The sequence below is a fragment of the Weissella muntiaci genome, assembly GCF_008107635.1.
Classification (GTDB): Bacteria; Bacillota; Bacilli; order Lactobacillales; family Lactobacillaceae; genus Weissella; species Weissella muntiaci.
Genome location: NZ_SDGZ01000014.1, coordinates 103820 through 118317, shown reverse-complemented (window position 1 = coordinate 118317; position 14498 = coordinate 103820). Strand labels below are relative to the sequence as shown.

Sequence of the window (14498 nt, the reverse complement as noted above, 5' to 3'; positions counted from 1 at the left end):
TGGCACATGAATTAACCTAATATACTGATAGTTTTCTCTTCCTCTTGTTCTTTTAATTGGTTGAGCAAATGTGCGTATACTCTCATGGTTAAAGACACATCGGCATGCCCAAGCCGTTGTGATACATAAGAAATATCAACTCCGTGGGTCAATAAAAAGCTCGCATGACTGTGCCGGAGTCCGTGAATAGAGATTGAGTTTTTAAAACCCAATTGTTCCGATATACGGTGAAGTTTTTTGTTTAGGTAAGTCGGATCGCTAGTATCACCAAATAAGTGATTGCCATCGATTGACGAAACGTAATCATTGTAGTTTTTAAAAAATACATCAGGCATTTTGATTTTCCTGATAGATGTTTTAGTTTTAGGCGTGGTAATTTGTCCTGAGCGCTGTTTTGTTTTATTGATTGAAATAGTCCTTTTCTCTGTATTAAAATCACTTGCAGTCAATGCTAGAGCTTCTCCTACACGCATGCCTGATAATGCGACTAAATATATTAAGAAGGTTGATTTCGTATTTAAGTAATGCTTGTTGCTAGTTAGGTGAGCAATTAGACTATTAAATTCATCAGCTTCCAAAAACTTCTCGGCAGATGGTTTAGAATCATTTCCAATTAACCGAATTTTGTAAGTTGGATCTACATCTATAATTCCATCATGAAACGCTTGTTGAATGACAGACTTTATAATGAGGTGATGTACCTTCACTGTTGACTTGGCCTTGCCAGTGGAATGCTCATTTATGAAGTTCTGATAGATATTTCTCGTAAGCTCTGATAATGCTAGATTACTAAAGTAGATGGGTACCACATTGTCTCTAACATGTTCCCAGTTAGCTATGGTTGATTCTTTCAGGCCTGATTTTAAGTGTATTTCTGCATACTCATTGAAGTAATCAATAAAGGTCATGTCTTTTTGTTTTGAGGCGTTGTTTGATTTTGATACTTGCTGAGTAGCAAGCCATACATTCGCCTCTGTTTTAGTGGTGAATACTTTAACCTTTCGATGGCGTTTACCGTCAAATCCCTTATAGTTAAAGTCGGCTCGCCATTTTCCGTTAGGTTGTTTACTAATCGCCATAAGTTAAACCTAATCCTTTCTGATAAATATTGAGTAGTTTAAAGACATACTCAGGTCTGATATACTAATAAACAGAATCGAGTTTGTCTTTAGATGTTCAAGATTCAAAGCTCTATATCCACATCCTTATGCTGCCAGGCGAGGGGATGTGGATCTTTTATTCTGTAGGTGGACCTGGTTGGATAACTGCGTTGGACGGCGTAGGAGTAGAGCTGCTGGTACTTGTCCAAATTATTTCATTTCGATAATTGATCGTCTTATTATCATCAGTATTTTGTTGTGTAGAATTTGTTTTTGAATTATTTTGAGCTTGTGAAACTTGTCCGGCCTGTGAAACCGGAGTTGTAGATCCTGCATTATTTACCGCAGATTGTTCTTGACTTTCAGACTTCGATTTAGCCTCTTCTGAACTCTTTTTTGACGAAGCTTTTTTAGAAGCTTTAACAGATGAATCATATTTACGCTGTGATTCACTTATAGATGACTCGTGTTGTTTAATAGACGATTCCTTAGCTGCTGCTACTTTTGATTGATGCACAGAATTAACTGTCAAAGCAATCGCAGCAATCGCAACTACAGCAATTGCTCCGATTATTGCATATAATTTCTTTGTCATTCTCCAAGACTCCTAATTTATATAATAATGTTTCACTTGTGTACGTTGAAAGACAGTTTTTCCGGTCCAAAGTACATCTTTTGTGTTATCGCTGTTTAGTTTATAAACGGTTGTCATACCATCTGAACTGGTGTCCAGACGCGTTAGTGTACCTTCTTCGGTAGCCCAAGAATACATAGTACCTTCATCAACCTGTGCAGAAGGGTATACATTATCTTTCTCTTGTAATTCATCAACTGACTTACGACCGAATGTTTTTGCATAACTCTTTAAAGTTTCTTTTGCCTCTTTTTCAGAAGATGCTGAACCTGATACGGAAGTATTTTCAACAGGATGTGTGACCATGAGTACGATTCCCAATGACGTCAAAATGATCATGGTAATTCCGAATAAATGAGACTGAAAAGAGCCCTTAACGAAAAATTTGCCGGTTCTTATTTTTACAACAAATAGCAAAATAAAATATAAGGCTGTGAATATTCCGCCCACCACAGTCAGTGTAGTACCCAAAACATGCATTAAAATACTCCTAAGCTTTTAACGTGGATCATACTTGTTATTTGCACGTATTAGTGATGCAGGACTTATGTAATTAAACAGATTTTATTTTTTGTATAATAAATCACATATAGTCTGAAAATAAAAGCCCCGATGGTGGGGTGAAGCCGTCTTTTATATAGTGAGCAGAAACAAGTTCATGTAGCTGCTTAATCGTAATGTTGAAGTGCTCTGCAATAGCATAATCATCCAACTCAGGATTATTAGCGTTGTAATCTACCACTTCATTAATAGAGACAAGGTCGTAACTAGTTTCTATGTTAGTTTGATATTCATTTTTTTCTGAGTAGGCGACATCACCGCGAGTGTAATGGGTTAGTTCATGCAGAATAGAGGCATAGACAGTGGGTTCATTAAGGTCAGCATTGTAATAAACGTAAAAATAGTTTTTATAAGCTCTGTGCGTACCTTGAAAACCATCAGGACAATTATGTAGCTCAATGAAAATAACTTCTGGAAATCTTGAAAAAAGATTATCAATTCTAGTCATAACTAATCCGCCTATTTGTTTAAATCATCTTCAACTCGTTTGATGAAGTCAGAAGTTATGAAATCTAGATAGCTATCTAATTGTTCAAGTTGTTTTTCATTTAAACCAGCGGTTTCTATTTTGTTCAATACTTTTACTTCGGCAGGATTAACTTTAATCCTGTCTTTTTTTATTGGTGTAGCTTCATCCGTATTGCCTAGTAGGTAGTCAACAGAGACGTTCAAAATATCTGCTACCTTTTGTAGTGTTTCGGTTTGAGGATTTCTATCTCTCCAATTATAAATTGTCTGAGGACCAATTCCTGCTCTCAGTGACAGATCCTTAATTGTCATGGACCTTGATTTAGCGGTGTTTTTAATTCGTTCAACTACATTCATTTTTATACCTCAAAAAGAAATTTAAAATAAATGCACTCAAAAGAGTTGACTAAGCACTCCATTGAGTTTATTATAATAAATGTTCAAAGTTATTAAACAAAGTACAAAAACACAAATCCTACAAATTATAAGCGACCAGCGATGAATTGTAGTGCATGATTGGCGTTTTTTAACGTTTATTTATGTGTGTATTATAGAACTCAATTGAGTGCTTTGTCAACTCAGTTTATAAACTTAGTACAAATAAAAGAGGAGGTAGAAAGTTATGGCAGATAAGGATGATTGGGTTGAAGAGCTCGGAAAAGCACATATCAAGCAACAAGGCGTTGCGGATTTTCTCGGTATTAGCAAAAGTCAAATGACAACTTTGGTAAATAAGATGATTATTGCCGAAGGCAAGGGTGCTACAGCTCTTGACATGAAACGATGGCAGACTGCTCTTGACTATGTTGAACTAAAGCAAGCTGAAGTATTGAAGAAAAAGAAATTACAGGAGGTCTAAAATGAATAGCTTACAGATTTTTAATTTTCAACAGAATACAATTCGTACGGTATTAATTGATGGCGAATTATATTTTGTGGGTAAGGACGTTGTAGAAAGTATTGGCTATGCAAACACTACTGATGCACTTCGAGTTCATGTTAAAGAGAAATATAAGAGGGGGTCGCGAATCACGACCCCCTCTGGAAAACAAGAAATGGTAGTAATTTCACAGTCTGGTGTATTCCAGTTACTAGGTGAAAGTCATTTACCATTAGCGGACAAATTTCAAGATTGGTTATATGAAGAAGTTCTACCATCTATCAATAAACATGGCGCTTACCTTACAGACGCTAAGGTGGAGGAAGTTTTGTCTGACCCAGATACCATCATCAGACTAGCCACTCAAGTAAAGCAAGAACGAGCTGAGAAGCTGATCTTATCTCAACAAGTTGCTGAAAGTCGTCCGAAAGCTGATTACTACGACAAGATTATGAAATCGAAGTCTTTGGTTACAATCAGTCAAATCGCCGAGGATTATGGTTGGTCAGCTCAAAAGATGAACGCAAAGCTTTATGAATTGAGGGTTCAACATAAGGTCGGCGGTCAATGGCTACTTTATTCAAAGCATAAGAATCACGGCTACACGTTTAGCGAAACACAGGATATTTCACAACGTGTAGGACAGGACAAAGTTGTCATGAATACAAAGTGGACCCAAAAGGGACGTGTATTCATTTATAACCTACTAAAAAACGAAGGCATCTTACCCAGTATTGAACGGGAAACCGAGGCAGCTATTTTATGAAGATTGTTATTGGTGTAATTCTGCTCAGCCTATTTCTTCTTTATAAGAATAAGACTGATAAAGAAATTCAGACCTGGAAAGATGCAGCAAGTCATAATCACGATGGATATAGCAAAGCAGTCGCAATTTCAAAGGAAACATTTCAACTATTGGAGGATAAAAAGATCCCATATTTGGCAATGTTAGAGAGTTTAGATGTTGAAATTGATGAGGACGGCAATGTTGATCCAGATTCGTTAATCGTTGTTGCTCAGCGATTGGGCCACAATCCTAATCGACCATTTAATTCAGATAGTTATTGGTACAAAAAATTACTTGAAATGTATTTCACGCAAGGAGGTTAGATGATGTCTAAGAAAATGTCAGAAATAAAAGATCGTGGTTTACCCCTTATGAATCTTAACGAGGTGGCGGTTTGTGCATTTGGTAAAAGTGTTCGAGCTTTCAATCTCAGAATTAGGTACTCGGATAAATTCATGCGTGAAGTACCAAATGTTAGCTTAAGTAGTCGACCTGAATATAAGCGATCTGATGTAGAACGTTTTTTTAAGTTATCAAATTGGAAGGATTAGGTGAGTACATGTTGGATTTAGCAAAATATTTTATTGAGTTAGTTCCATTAGTAGCAGTTGCGACAGCTTGGTATTTGAATGCTAAGCAGAAGATCAACGCACAATATGATGCTGATGTAGCAAAAGCAGAACAAGAATACAAAAAAAGCGTACTTATGGCTGCAACCACAAGTACGCAGGGTAAATAAATTTTGTCTCAAATTTACCCTTTTAGTTTAGCACGGAGGGTAGATAAATGTACAACATTGTAGAAATTGATACAGGCGAAATTCTAGGGTCAATTATCACTAAGAACCCTGTAATCAAGATTATTGCTAAACGCTTAAACGCTGTACTGCGTAAGAAGCGGGTATATGGATAGGAGAGGTTAGAGGAATGGACACAGATAAACGTCTAATTAGAGATTTGCGCCTAGAATACGGCGAAGTATCAGTCAATATTATGTCCGCTAAGTTTGCATTAGCAACCTTGTCATTTAAAACGGAAGAAGACAAAGAATTGTTAAGAAGTCAGCTTACATCTATGGAAAACTATGCCAGTTACTTATTAAAGAGGGCTGGAAAACTAGCAGATCGTGCCAATTCAGAGGAACAATGAGTATGCCTGAAAATCTAGAAGAGTACGACGTTTTTACTTTATCAGACGGTACAGAAGTACAACAGGATGATGAAGTTGTCGAACTGAATGATAGTTACATTCTAATTAACGATCTGAATGCAGCTGCTATCAGATTCATCACTGATAACGGCGGAGCACGTTACATGGTCGACAAGTATGGCGGGTTAAATCCTGCATAGGAGATACAAAAATGGAACAAGGTTTAAAAATCGTAACAGAGTATGGTGAGTTTATTCAACCAAGTATGTTGACACCCGAATCGATTCAGAAATTGAGTGATGAGCAACTTGAAGCAGTCACGGAATACATTCGGTTGTTTGCTTCCTATAAGGCAAAGCTGGAAACAGAACTCAAACAACGCATTAACAATGGAAGTAGTTTCGAACATGCTACTACAACAACCTCAACGTCACTCAAAACCGGTGATCTACCTAGCACAGCTAAAGCCGAGTTCTTGAAAGATTGGGGTTGGGATGCTTTCGAATTAAAGACGCCTACCAAGCTTAAGAAGCGTTTTGGCAGTGATATCGAGAAGGATATCGAAAAAGTTGGTGTATACGACACTACAGAAAAGTTCAATTGGAAATAGGGGCAAGATAATGAGTGTAAATTCGAATGAGTTAGTTAAAGCAGCTGTTGATTTCATTAATGAAACTGGTGAACCATTTGTCAATCTTGATACGGAATTGTCCAATGGCGCACTCAGAATTGTTCTTTCAACTTTTTCTGGTAAAGATGAGTTGGAAAATGAACCACATATCGAACCATTAAAGCAGCAAGTAAATGCACTGCTTGCAGGTCTTGTTACATTACAGATGATGCGAACTGAAGATGAAGTATTGGTCGAGATGATTGATGATATTTTGCATGATGTAAAAGTTATTCGGGAAAAGGATAAAGCTGAGCAAGTAAGTGAGGTTGATTAATGACTATTCCAGAAAAGTTGTTAAAAGTTCAAACGGAACTAAAGGCCCCAAAGGGTCAATTTAATACGTTTGGTAAATATAAGTATCGCAGTGCAGAAGATATCCTTGAAGCTGTTAAGCCATTGCTACAAACGAACGAACTGACTATCACGTTATCAGATGAACCAGTTTTAATTGGCAATCGTATCTACATCAAAGCAACCGCAACCGCTGGCATAGGCGAAGAAGGTGCCGTCAGTGTTTCGGCATTCGCTCGTGAGCCAGAAAGCAAAAAGGGTATGGATGAGAGCCAAATAACAGGAACAGCCAGCTCTTACGCTCGAAAGTATGCGTTAAATGGACTGCTCCTGATTGATGATAACAAGGATGCTGATAGCGATGAGTATGCTAAGCAAACTAAGCAGAACAATCAAAACACCAAGCAACCAATGAATCGTAAACCAGCAACTAATGACCCAAACGCAATGATTGCAAAGGTTGGCCAGATGATTGATAAGGCACAAAAGAATTACGGAGCCTCTACTGAACAAGCAGAAAAATGGTCAGCAATGGAGCCTAAAAAGGCCTTTGACGACATTATGCATTATGTCAATGCTGTTGAAGGATCGCAGGCTTAATTATGGAACTCTGGGGGCGTATAACAGCCGTTTCAGGGCATAAAGTAACTTTATCCGTCGAGAACTTAGAAGAGCTAGCAAAGCTTTCATTATTAACGACAGAGGCACAACCAGAGGCAGTAATTCAGGTATCAGATAAACGGCGTATCAGTGCAGTTCAACGCAAGAAAGCTTACGCAATCATGAACGATATAGCATCCTATAGAGGCTTTATCAGTCAGGAAGACAAATACGGCTTAAAGACCTACTTGAAGAAGCAATTCAACCTAGAGACGGGTCATGAATACTTTAGTTTCAAAACTGTTGATATGACTACAGCAAGAAGGTTCATTTCATTTTTATTAGACTTTGTGTTGAAGTTTAATATTCCTTTGAAGAAGCCGATCATGGAATATTCGGATGACTTAGAAGCTTCAGAATATTCAGCACTTAAATATCGCAAGTGCATTATTTGCGGGAAGAAAGCTGATGTACACCATATCGACGCAGTAGGTATGGGGAATGATCGGACACTTGTTGATCATCGAGGCAGATTGCTAATAGCTCTGTGCCGTGAACATCATCAAAAGGCACACAACATGGGGTGGCCAACTTTCAAAGATGAATACCACGTTGAAGGCGTGACTTTGGACGAAGATACCTTAATTCAATTACACATTATGACTAGAAAACGAATGGAGGAAATAGACAATGCTAAATCGAGTAGTGCTAACGGGACGACTGACTAAGGATGTTGAAGTCCGCTACACGCAATCAGGAATAGCCACAGCAAGTGCACATATTGCAGTCGCTAGGAACTACAAGAATTCAAGTGGTGAGACTGAGTCGGACTTTATTAACTTGGTACTGTGGCGCAAGCCAGCAGAGAACTTTGCGAACTTTTTTGATAAAGGTTCACTTGTTGGAGTGGAGGGACGGTTTCAAAGTCGAAGCTATGACGATCAACAAGGCAACAAACGTTATGTCACAGAAGTTGTAGTAGATAACTTTACCTTCTTAGAGAGTCGGGCAGATCGTGAAGCACGCCAAGGGCAACAATTCGATCAGAATAACAACTTCAATCAACAGTCTAACAATGCACCAATGTTTGGCGGAACAGAAGTAGACATCAATAGTGATGATCTCCCTTTCTAGAGAGGTGACTGATGGCGCAACGAAGAATGTTTGATAGAAGTATTACAACAAGTGATAAGTTCCTTGATATGTCTAAGACAGCGCAACTTCTGTATTTTCATTTGGGTATGGAAGCAGACGATGAAGGCTTTATAGGTAACGTGAAGATGTTACTTCGAGCTTATGGTGCAAATGATGATGATGTCCGGTTGCTTATTACTAAGAATTTTGTAATTGAGTTCGAGAGTGGCGTGTTTGTTATTACACATTGGAATGAGAATAATTCGATACGCGCTGATCGAAAAAAATTAACAAAGTTTACTGATGAAAAAGCAAGTTTGGTACTTAATTCTGATGGGCAGTACGTTCAAGGAACCCAGTTAAATCAAGGGGTGCAACCGATTGACGACCAACTGACAACCGAGCGTCAACCAGCTGACAACCAAATGTCCGCACAGGTTAGGTTAGGTAAGGATAGGTTAGGTAAGGATAGTAAATATATAGATCAAACAAGTTTGACCGACAGATTTGAAATTCTTTGGAAAATGTATCCAAGAAAATCTGGAAAGAAACAATCGTTTGAAATATACAAGCGAGCTATTAAGAAAGGTGTAACTGATGATGAGATTAAACGGGGTATTGAGAACTATCTTAAGCAAATCAAAATCAAGGGCACACCTACTCAGTACATCAAGCAAGGTGTTACCTGGTTCAGAAATGAAGGCTGGAATGATGAATATGATTACACGCCTGAAAGACCAGTCAATGGTAAACAACCACGAGTGATTGAACATCGTCCTGTTGAATGGAATAACGTTCCAGAAGACGATGACATAATTCCTGACTTTGAGATTTGAGGTAATTATGGAAATTTCTAAAAATGCTCAGACAAATGAATCGGCTGATTTATTCATCGGGTTTGCCAATGAAGTTGTGATTGGCGGTGCAAATAGAAGTGATTATCAACAATTCCTAACGTGGTTAAAGAACACACCTGACGGAGTTAATAGATCGATCAACGTATTCTGGTTTATCGCTTATCTGACTGGTAAAACACCAGATGAATCACAGAAACAATATTTTAAAAGCACGCCTGAACCAGTTTGGGACAGACGAGCAAAAAATTAGAAAGGGGTAGCATCGTCTGCCCTATGTAGCAGCTAACTGTGAATTAGTTGTTAGGTTCATGCAGTCCAGATAACTAAACACAAAGGAGTTATGTTGGCTGTTACTTAGGGCAGACGATGTACAAAATTATGTATGAAGTACATTTTTATCGGAGATCAAACGGGCGCAAGTATGAAGCGATCCGAAGATTTGGCAAGTTGATGGCTGCCAAAAAATATCGGAATAAAGTTATTTTGAATACACCATATCCGGCGTGGATTGAGGATTTCGAATGACAGAACGAATGATTTTCACGTTTGAATTAATGCACACAAAGGAACAACCACAGTTGTTAAATTCAAATGACAATATGAATTGGCATAAGGCAGCAAAGATTAAAAAGATCCTTCGCAACCTAGGTGCAAGAGAAGCATGGGTGTATTTAGCTAATCACGAGCCGACTGAGCCGTTTTCTCCTAGCAAGAGAGTAAATGTGCTGGTGAGGGTATACAGTCCCACAAAACGCAGATTAGACCCCTTAAACTTATGGCCGACTGTTAAGCCATTAGAAGACGGCATGACGGATGCAGGTCTCTGGATAGATGATAATCACAACGTGATAGAACATCATGATTTCAGTTATGGCGGATTGAGTGGCACAAAGGCCTTCAAGATTGAAATTGAAGTCGTGGAAGTTTAACTGTTTCAGTCATTTATGTAACAGATAGTTAGATTTAAACGTGAAATTCGATTTAATTATTTACTAAAACTATAAAACAGCCAAGGGTGAAAAGACTGTGAAGCCCTTTAGTAAATGACAAAGCATAAATACATCGTCTTTATAGACAACAAAACGGGCGAATATTTTAAACAGAATTACAGCCCCAAGAATAACGACCGTCTGTATTGGTCGCGTACCAAGAAACTTAGTGAAGCTTATCGAGTGCGGTCATTCAGCTACGGAGATTACATGTTCAGAAAGCATGTGATAGACCGGCTAGAAGGATTTGATTACAGAGTGGAGGTACACGATAAAAGTGATTTTTATAGTAGCAAGCCTAATAACGATTTGGCTGATTGAAATAGGTTGGGTGACAGTTGGCTATTGGCGGTTCAGTAGGCAGTGGAATAAGGATAGGAGTAAATCATGAAAGTAGTTATTAATGATTGTTTCGGTGGTTTTGGACTTAGTAAGTTAGCACTCAAATATCTGGGCCTTGAGAATGAAATTTTACCTTTTAACAGCGACAAAGAGAGGACTGATCCTAAACTTGTTGAATGCGTTGAGAACCTAGGAGCAAAAGCGAATATTAGCTATGCGGAATTAATAATCGTTGAAATTCCAGACGGAAGTCATTTTGTAATTAGCGAATATGATGGTCTTGAAACGCTTTATTATTCTGAAAATGAGATACATGAAATTCATGGTAGAGATTAATAGTTATATCCAGTACGCAGGATATTTTTGAAAAGACTTAAGAGGTGGTTGAGTAATCATGAAATTAGTAACTATGCGAGTCGACTTTAACATTGACGGATTGAAGAGTTATGTTGAATTTGAAATCAAGACAAACCTTAGCAAGGGCGACTTGCTAACTAGAGAGTGGTGGGAAGATTGGGATGTGAACCAGAAGTTCACAAATAACCCTCATGATTTACGGTACGACGAAGGGCAAGATGCATTCTTAATTACTTATGACGGAGACAATATTGAGATTGACCCTGATGAGTTTGGCGGCGAAGTAGATGCAATTTCAATTGTAAAAGAGGAGATGGTCTAATGACATTTGACGAGTTTATAGCTGCAATAGATACAGAGAACTTGGTAAAAGGCTCTGCTGCTAGATCATATTTGAATGACCTAATAAAGCAGTTACGTGAGACTTATGCGCCGGTTGTTGAAATGAAAGAGCCACTTGCAGAACACATTTTCCAGCTGATTGATAATCCTAACGTGTTTGTAGCCCTATCCACTAAAGAACGTCCGGTGCTTAGTAACGAAACCGGTTTAGTATCTGCATACTTGCACCCCGAAACAATTAAGGTGATTGAATAATGAAGGTTAAGGCGAAATACAATGCGCTTGTGAAACGTGGAAGCGTTGGAAATGTGGTTGAACTGTTTTTTGTTCAAGATATCAATCTAAAGTTGGCGCTCGTTGATTTTGGAAATATGACAATTTGGATGATGAGACGTGATATTGAGGAGGTTGAGTAATGGCAAAAATGTGGGCAGTTAAAGACTTGAGTACGGGCCTTTATATTTCAGAAGTGAACTTAGATGGTGGCACCTTTGAATTGCATAAGGATTTGGCAAAGCATTTTAGTATGACTGAAGCAAGATTGATTATTGATTGGTTATATAACCATCTGAAAATTGAAGACGATGAGGGCGAGTTCGCAGTTGTTGAGCTGACTGAAAAGGTGGTAGAAGATGACTAGGTTGTATACGATCATGGAGATCAAATCAGGTAAATTTCTAGTGTCGCACTTTGGAGATGGTTTAGACCCAGATTTGGAATTTTTGCCAAAAGACTTTTTTAAAGAGGATAGATTGCATAAAGCCAAAGAAACCATTGATAGGTTGAATGAAAATTTTTGGGAAATGGGTAAAGTATTCAGAGTTGTTGAATTAGTACCAATAGGGGTAGAAGATGACCACGACTAAACAGAAACGAGATATGCTGATTGATTTAGTTTGCAAAAATGCAAGAATAGTTAATTTCGACAAGCAAGTGTTTACACCATACGAGTTAATTGAAGAACTGAAATCAGGGTTAGGAGTTAAGTAATGGAATTTAAAACAGAATCAAATCTAAAGACTTTCATTTTAGGAGCTTTAATTACCTTTGGCGACCCACTAATAATCATGCTTATGTGGAATTGGTTTATAACAAAGTTTGGATTGATTTCAGTTAGTTACTTCTTGGCATTTGGATTTGCTTTGTTCTTTAACTACATGATCTCAAAGCCTAAAGATGCTGATTATGAAGTTACCAACGTAAATGAACATCAGATTAAAGTTTTGGCATCAATGATCATTACATTAGTGATGGGTTTCGTTATCCACTTGTTTGTAGGTTAGGAGTTAAGTAATGGCACAACGAGAGATTAAGTTCAGAGCGTGGTTTGTAAATTATCATGACACAGGATTCATAGATGAGTTTGACGTAAATTAGGATGGCGTTGTATTCATAAATATTTTTGGTAAAGAAGAGATGTACCCGCTTGATTCAGAACATGTGACTTTGGAGCAATACACAGGTCTCAAAGATAAGGATTATGTTGAGATTTATGAAGGTGATATTGTTTCAGCTTCGATTTATGGGGAGCTTGAAAAAGGCGTTGTAGAGTATTCGCCATTCGGTGAATGGGTCATTGGCAACATTAGGCTTAATGAAGTAATTAGCCGTGTAACTGTTATTGGCAATATCCACGAGAACCTTGATTTATTGGAGGCTGAGTAATGAATTTGATGCAGCTTATTGAAACTTTCAACTTCAGAGATTTTTTCGAAGAAGCTAGTAATAGTAAAGATAGATTTGATTCGAAAATAATTCGGGTGTTTAATGATCAGTCGTCAAATCCATTAAAGGATTGGTTTGAAATCGGTCAATATGATTATGGAGAAAATAGTCCGCTACTGAATGTTCTAAACAAGGAATATTTAGAAGCCGAAATTTCGTCCATATCAATTAATAGTGAACTGGATTGTTTAGAAGTATGGATTGAGCCAAAAACACTGATGGATCGAATGTTGGAGGCAGAGTAATGGATAGGTACTTAGAAGCTTTCATTATAACCGTCATCATATTAGCTTTATTATTTGGATTGTTTGTATCACTAAATTGGGCAGTTGAAAATCATCCAATGTTACTAATAGGGTTAGTTGTTCTTGTAGTCGGAATAGGTATATTTAAAAGTGCTTTGGAAAATGTGTAAACAAAAAAGCGCCAACCGAAGTCAGCGCCATGCATAGATGAATTATTAAGCAACAAAATAGCTTTTTACAATTTGGGTAAGAGAGATTATTAATAATGTTGAGAGAACCTTTAAATCGAGTTCCATCGGAGTTAAAAGGTCGACAACCAATATTAATATTAATTCAAATCCTAAAATAACATATTTCATGTCACTACCAGTCCCATGTTGTTAAGTTGAAATAGAAAGCTGCGTTGTCTAAATACATTAACTTTATTTTATCATGGAGGGCGTAGGTTGTGGCTGACAAAGTAGATAAACTGTTGCGAGGGTACTTTAGGGGTGATTTAGATAAGCAGATTGAACTGCGTAAGAAGATGTTAGCTGCTCGCCATGATATCGATGAGAATATTGGTGGAGGTCGAGCACAGAATAAACAATCGAATGCCGTTGAATCAATGATGATCGCTCATGAACTTGACCCTGTAATAATTGCACTGGATCATAAGAAGTTTGTAATTAACACTTGGCTTGAAGGCTTGGATGAAGAACGGATTGATATGTTGCGATTGCATTATGGTGAACGTGAATCATGGACGTACATTGCTAATGAGTTACACGTTAGCGAAGTGACACTTCATAAGTGGAAGAATGAGTTTAAAGATTCCGTGAATGCTTTTGCAGACTTGAAAAGGGTTAATTATTGATTAAGTTTATGCTTAGTTTCAGGACTAAAAAATGGGTTAAATTTGTAGTATCCAATAATTAAAAATGGCGATATAATTACTTCATAATACTTCGGAGGTATATTGCTATGTTTATTAATTTTACGAATGAAGCGCTTGATAAGATTAATCCGATTTTGAAAAAGAGTAATAACCGCAGAGTAATTTTAATGTACGAAGATGGAGTATCTCCTTATTCAGTAACGGCTGAAGGAGCAATGCAAAATTCATTAGTCATTGTTGTTGTTCGAGATGATCAACCACTTTTACCATGGTTTGATGTCGAGATTGATTCTAATATTGGAAAGATACCCGTAAAAGGACATGAAATAGATTATCTTGCCGAGAATATGATTGTCGAACCGGGAAAATTTGGTAGTTTAATCATTTCTAGTGAACAAGGAGTTATTGATGATACTGTAATCATTCGTGATGGGACATCAATGACGGATTAAAAAGTAGGGCTGATAGAAATATCGGCTCTTTTATTT

General features: G+C 37.6%; 34 protein-coding genes. 29 read left to right on the top strand and 5 right to left on the bottom strand.

All coding sequences use genetic code 11. The features are described from left to right. Positions 1-11: 11 nt before the first annotated feature. From ESZ50_RS05780 to ESZ50_RS05760, 5 genes are all read right to left on the bottom strand, one after another. Positions 12-1079: a tyrosine-type recombinase/integrase gene (locus ESZ50_RS05780; RefSeq protein WP_148622643.1), complete on the bottom strand. Its 1068-nt coding sequence runs from the start codon at positions 1077-1079 to the stop codon at positions 12-14. A 157-nt stretch (positions 1080-1236) separates the two neighbouring features. Further along, positions 1237-1695: a hypothetical protein gene (locus ESZ50_RS05775; RefSeq protein WP_148622642.1), complete on the bottom strand. Its 459-nt coding sequence runs from the start codon at positions 1693-1695 to the stop codon at positions 1237-1239. 12 nt (positions 1696-1707) lie between these two features. Continuing rightward, positions 1708-2214, bottom strand: a complete 507-nt coding sequence (locus ESZ50_RS05770) for a hypothetical protein (protein ID WP_148622641.1) — start codon at positions 2212-2214, stop codon at positions 1708-1710. Between the two features lie 103 nt (positions 2215-2317). Then, positions 2318-2743 (bottom strand): hypothetical protein, encoded by a 426-nt coding sequence (locus tag ESZ50_RS05765; RefSeq protein WP_148622640.1) that lies wholly within the window; start codon positions 2741-2743, stop codon positions 2318-2320. Positions 2744-2754: 11 nt separating this feature from the next. Continuing rightward, on the bottom strand, positions 2755-3120 hold the full coding sequence (locus ESZ50_RS05760) for a helix-turn-helix domain-containing protein (RefSeq protein ID WP_148622639.1): 366 nt from the start codon (positions 3118-3120) through the stop codon (positions 2755-2757). Positions 3121-3385: 265 nt separating this feature from the next. On the opposite strand from ESZ50_RS05760, the gene ESZ50_RS05755 reads away from it, so the two are divergent. The 29 genes from ESZ50_RS05755 to ESZ50_RS05635 all read left to right on the top strand — a co-directional run bounded on the left by ESZ50_RS05755 (position 3386) and on the right by ESZ50_RS05635 (position 14462). After that, positions 3386-3622, top strand: coding sequence for a hypothetical protein (locus tag ESZ50_RS05755; protein ID WP_148622638.1), 237 nt, complete (start codon positions 3386-3388; stop codon positions 3620-3622). Position 3623: 1 nt separating this feature from the next. Next, a complete protein-coding gene (locus ESZ50_RS05750) occupies positions 3624-4409 on the top strand; it encodes a phage antirepressor (protein WP_148622637.1) in 786 nt (261 codons plus the stop codon). After that, positions 4406-4753 carry a hypothetical protein gene (locus tag ESZ50_RS05745; protein ID WP_148622636.1) on the top strand — a complete coding sequence of 116 codons (348 nt, stop codon included), beginning with the start codon at positions 4406-4408 and terminating at the stop codon, positions 4751-4753. Before ESZ50_RS05750 ends, ESZ50_RS05745 begins: the two co-directional genes overlap by 4 nt. After that, a complete protein-coding gene (locus tag ESZ50_RS05740) occupies positions 4754-4981 on the top strand; it encodes a hypothetical protein (protein ID WP_148622635.1) in 228 nt (75 codons plus the stop codon). An 8-nt stretch (positions 4982-4989) separates the two neighbouring features. Then, a complete protein-coding gene (locus ESZ50_RS05735; protein ID WP_148622634.1) occupies positions 4990-5169 on the top strand; it encodes a hypothetical protein in 180 nt (59 codons plus the stop codon). A gap of 47 nt (positions 5170-5216) precedes the next feature. Continuing rightward, on the top strand, positions 5217-5342 hold the full coding sequence (locus ESZ50_RS11920) for a hypothetical protein (RefSeq protein WP_281282881.1): 126 nt from the start codon (positions 5217-5219) through the stop codon (positions 5340-5342). Positions 5343-5356: 14 nt separating this feature from the next. Further along, a complete protein-coding gene (locus tag ESZ50_RS05730) occupies positions 5357-5578 on the top strand; it encodes a crAss001_48 related protein (RefSeq protein ID WP_148622633.1) in 222 nt (73 codons plus the stop codon). Positions 5579-5580: 2 nt separating this feature from the next. Beyond that, positions 5581-5778, top strand: coding sequence for a hypothetical protein (locus tag ESZ50_RS05725; protein WP_148622632.1), 198 nt, complete (start codon positions 5581-5583; stop codon positions 5776-5778). Between the two features lie 11 nt (positions 5779-5789). Beyond that, positions 5790-6188: a hypothetical protein gene (locus ESZ50_RS05720; protein WP_148622631.1), complete on the top strand. Its 399-nt coding sequence runs from the start codon at positions 5790-5792 to the stop codon at positions 6186-6188. A 10-nt stretch (positions 6189-6198) separates the two neighbouring features. After that, complete coding sequence (locus ESZ50_RS05715) at positions 6199-6525, top strand: hypothetical protein (protein ID WP_148622630.1); 327 nt, start codon at positions 6199-6201, stop codon at positions 6523-6525. Next, complete coding sequence (locus ESZ50_RS05710; protein ID WP_148622629.1) at positions 6525-7142, top strand: ERF family protein; 618 nt, start codon at positions 6525-6527, stop codon at positions 7140-7142. Before ESZ50_RS05715 ends, ESZ50_RS05710 begins: the two co-directional genes overlap by 1 nt. Positions 7143-7144: 2 nt before the next feature. Further along, positions 7145-7870, top strand: coding sequence for a putative HNHc nuclease (locus ESZ50_RS05705; RefSeq protein ID WP_148622628.1), 726 nt, complete (start codon positions 7145-7147; stop codon positions 7868-7870). Beyond that, positions 7833-8276, top strand: coding sequence for a single-stranded DNA-binding protein (gene ssb / locus ESZ50_RS05700; protein ID WP_148622627.1), 444 nt, complete (start codon positions 7833-7835; stop codon positions 8274-8276). The genes ESZ50_RS05705 and ssb overlap by 38 nt, the downstream gene beginning before the upstream one ends. A gap of 11 nt (positions 8277-8287) precedes the next feature. Beyond that, on the top strand, positions 8288-9112 hold the full coding sequence (locus ESZ50_RS05695) for a DNA replication protein (RefSeq protein ID WP_148622626.1): 825 nt from the start codon (positions 8288-8290) through the stop codon (positions 9110-9112). Between the two features lie 7 nt (positions 9113-9119). After that, positions 9120-9383 (top strand): hypothetical protein, encoded by a 264-nt coding sequence (locus ESZ50_RS05690; protein WP_148622625.1) that lies wholly within the window; start codon positions 9120-9122, stop codon positions 9381-9383. Between the two features lie 116 nt (positions 9384-9499). Further along, complete coding sequence (locus ESZ50_RS11690) at positions 9500-9658, top strand: hypothetical protein (RefSeq protein ID WP_222860793.1); 159 nt, start codon at positions 9500-9502, stop codon at positions 9656-9658. Beyond that, positions 9655-10062, top strand: a complete 408-nt coding sequence (locus tag ESZ50_RS05685) for a RusA family crossover junction endodeoxyribonuclease (protein ID WP_246111519.1) — start codon at positions 9655-9657, stop codon at positions 10060-10062. The genes ESZ50_RS11690 and ESZ50_RS05685 overlap by 4 nt, the downstream gene beginning before the upstream one ends. 447 nt (positions 10063-10509) lie before the next feature. Further along, positions 10510-10800 (top strand): hypothetical protein, encoded by a 291-nt coding sequence (locus ESZ50_RS05680; protein WP_148622624.1) that lies wholly within the window; start codon positions 10510-10512, stop codon positions 10798-10800. Positions 10801-10858: 58 nt separating this feature from the next. Beyond that, the gene (locus ESZ50_RS05675) at positions 10859-11143 is read left to right on the top strand and encodes a hypothetical protein (RefSeq protein ID WP_148622623.1); all 285 of its coding nucleotides are present in this window, start codon (positions 10859-10861) and stop codon (positions 11141-11143) included. Then, positions 11143-11418: a hypothetical protein gene (locus ESZ50_RS05670; RefSeq protein WP_148622622.1), complete on the top strand. Its 276-nt coding sequence runs from the start codon at positions 11143-11145 to the stop codon at positions 11416-11418. Before ESZ50_RS05675 ends, ESZ50_RS05670 begins: the two co-directional genes overlap by 1 nt. Next, entirely contained in the window at positions 11418-11579 is a 162-nt protein-coding gene (locus tag ESZ50_RS11685) for a hypothetical protein (RefSeq protein WP_187387564.1), read from the top strand. The genes ESZ50_RS05670 and ESZ50_RS11685 overlap by 1 nt, the downstream gene beginning before the upstream one ends. After that, complete coding sequence (locus ESZ50_RS05665) at positions 11579-11803, top strand: hypothetical protein (protein WP_148622621.1); 225 nt, start codon at positions 11579-11581, stop codon at positions 11801-11803. The genes ESZ50_RS11685 and ESZ50_RS05665 overlap by 1 nt, the downstream gene beginning before the upstream one ends. Further along, positions 11796-12029, top strand: a complete 234-nt coding sequence (locus tag ESZ50_RS05660) for a hypothetical protein (protein WP_222860792.1) — start codon at positions 11796-11798, stop codon at positions 12027-12029. The genes ESZ50_RS05665 and ESZ50_RS05660 overlap by 8 nt, the downstream gene beginning before the upstream one ends. Positions 12030-12152: 123 nt before the next feature. Then, positions 12153-12446 carry a hypothetical protein gene (locus ESZ50_RS05655; RefSeq protein WP_148622619.1) on the top strand — a complete coding sequence of 98 codons (294 nt, stop codon included), beginning with the start codon at positions 12153-12155 and terminating at the stop codon, positions 12444-12446. A 133-nt stretch (positions 12447-12579) separates the two neighbouring features. Beyond that, positions 12580-12828, top strand: a complete 249-nt coding sequence (locus tag ESZ50_RS05650) for a YopX family protein (RefSeq protein ID WP_148622618.1) — start codon at positions 12580-12582, stop codon at positions 12826-12828. Beyond that, entirely contained in the window at positions 12828-13133 is a 306-nt protein-coding gene (locus ESZ50_RS05645) for a hypothetical protein (RefSeq protein WP_148622617.1), read from the top strand. Before ESZ50_RS05650 ends, ESZ50_RS05645 begins: the two co-directional genes overlap by 1 nt. Continuing rightward, positions 13133-13303: a hypothetical protein gene (locus ESZ50_RS11680; protein ID WP_187387563.1), complete on the top strand. Its 171-nt coding sequence runs from the start codon at positions 13133-13135 to the stop codon at positions 13301-13303. The genes ESZ50_RS05645 and ESZ50_RS11680 overlap by 1 nt, the downstream gene beginning before the upstream one ends. 278 nt (positions 13304-13581) lie before the next feature. After that, a complete protein-coding gene (locus ESZ50_RS05640; protein ID WP_148622616.1) occupies positions 13582-13989 on the top strand; it encodes a DUF722 domain-containing protein in 408 nt (135 codons plus the stop codon). Between the two features lie 107 nt (positions 13990-14096). Further along, positions 14097-14462, top strand: a complete 366-nt coding sequence (locus tag ESZ50_RS05635) for an iron-sulfur cluster biosynthesis family protein (protein ID WP_148622615.1) — start codon at positions 14097-14099, stop codon at positions 14460-14462. The last annotated feature ends 36 nt before the right edge of the window (positions 14463-14498 follow it).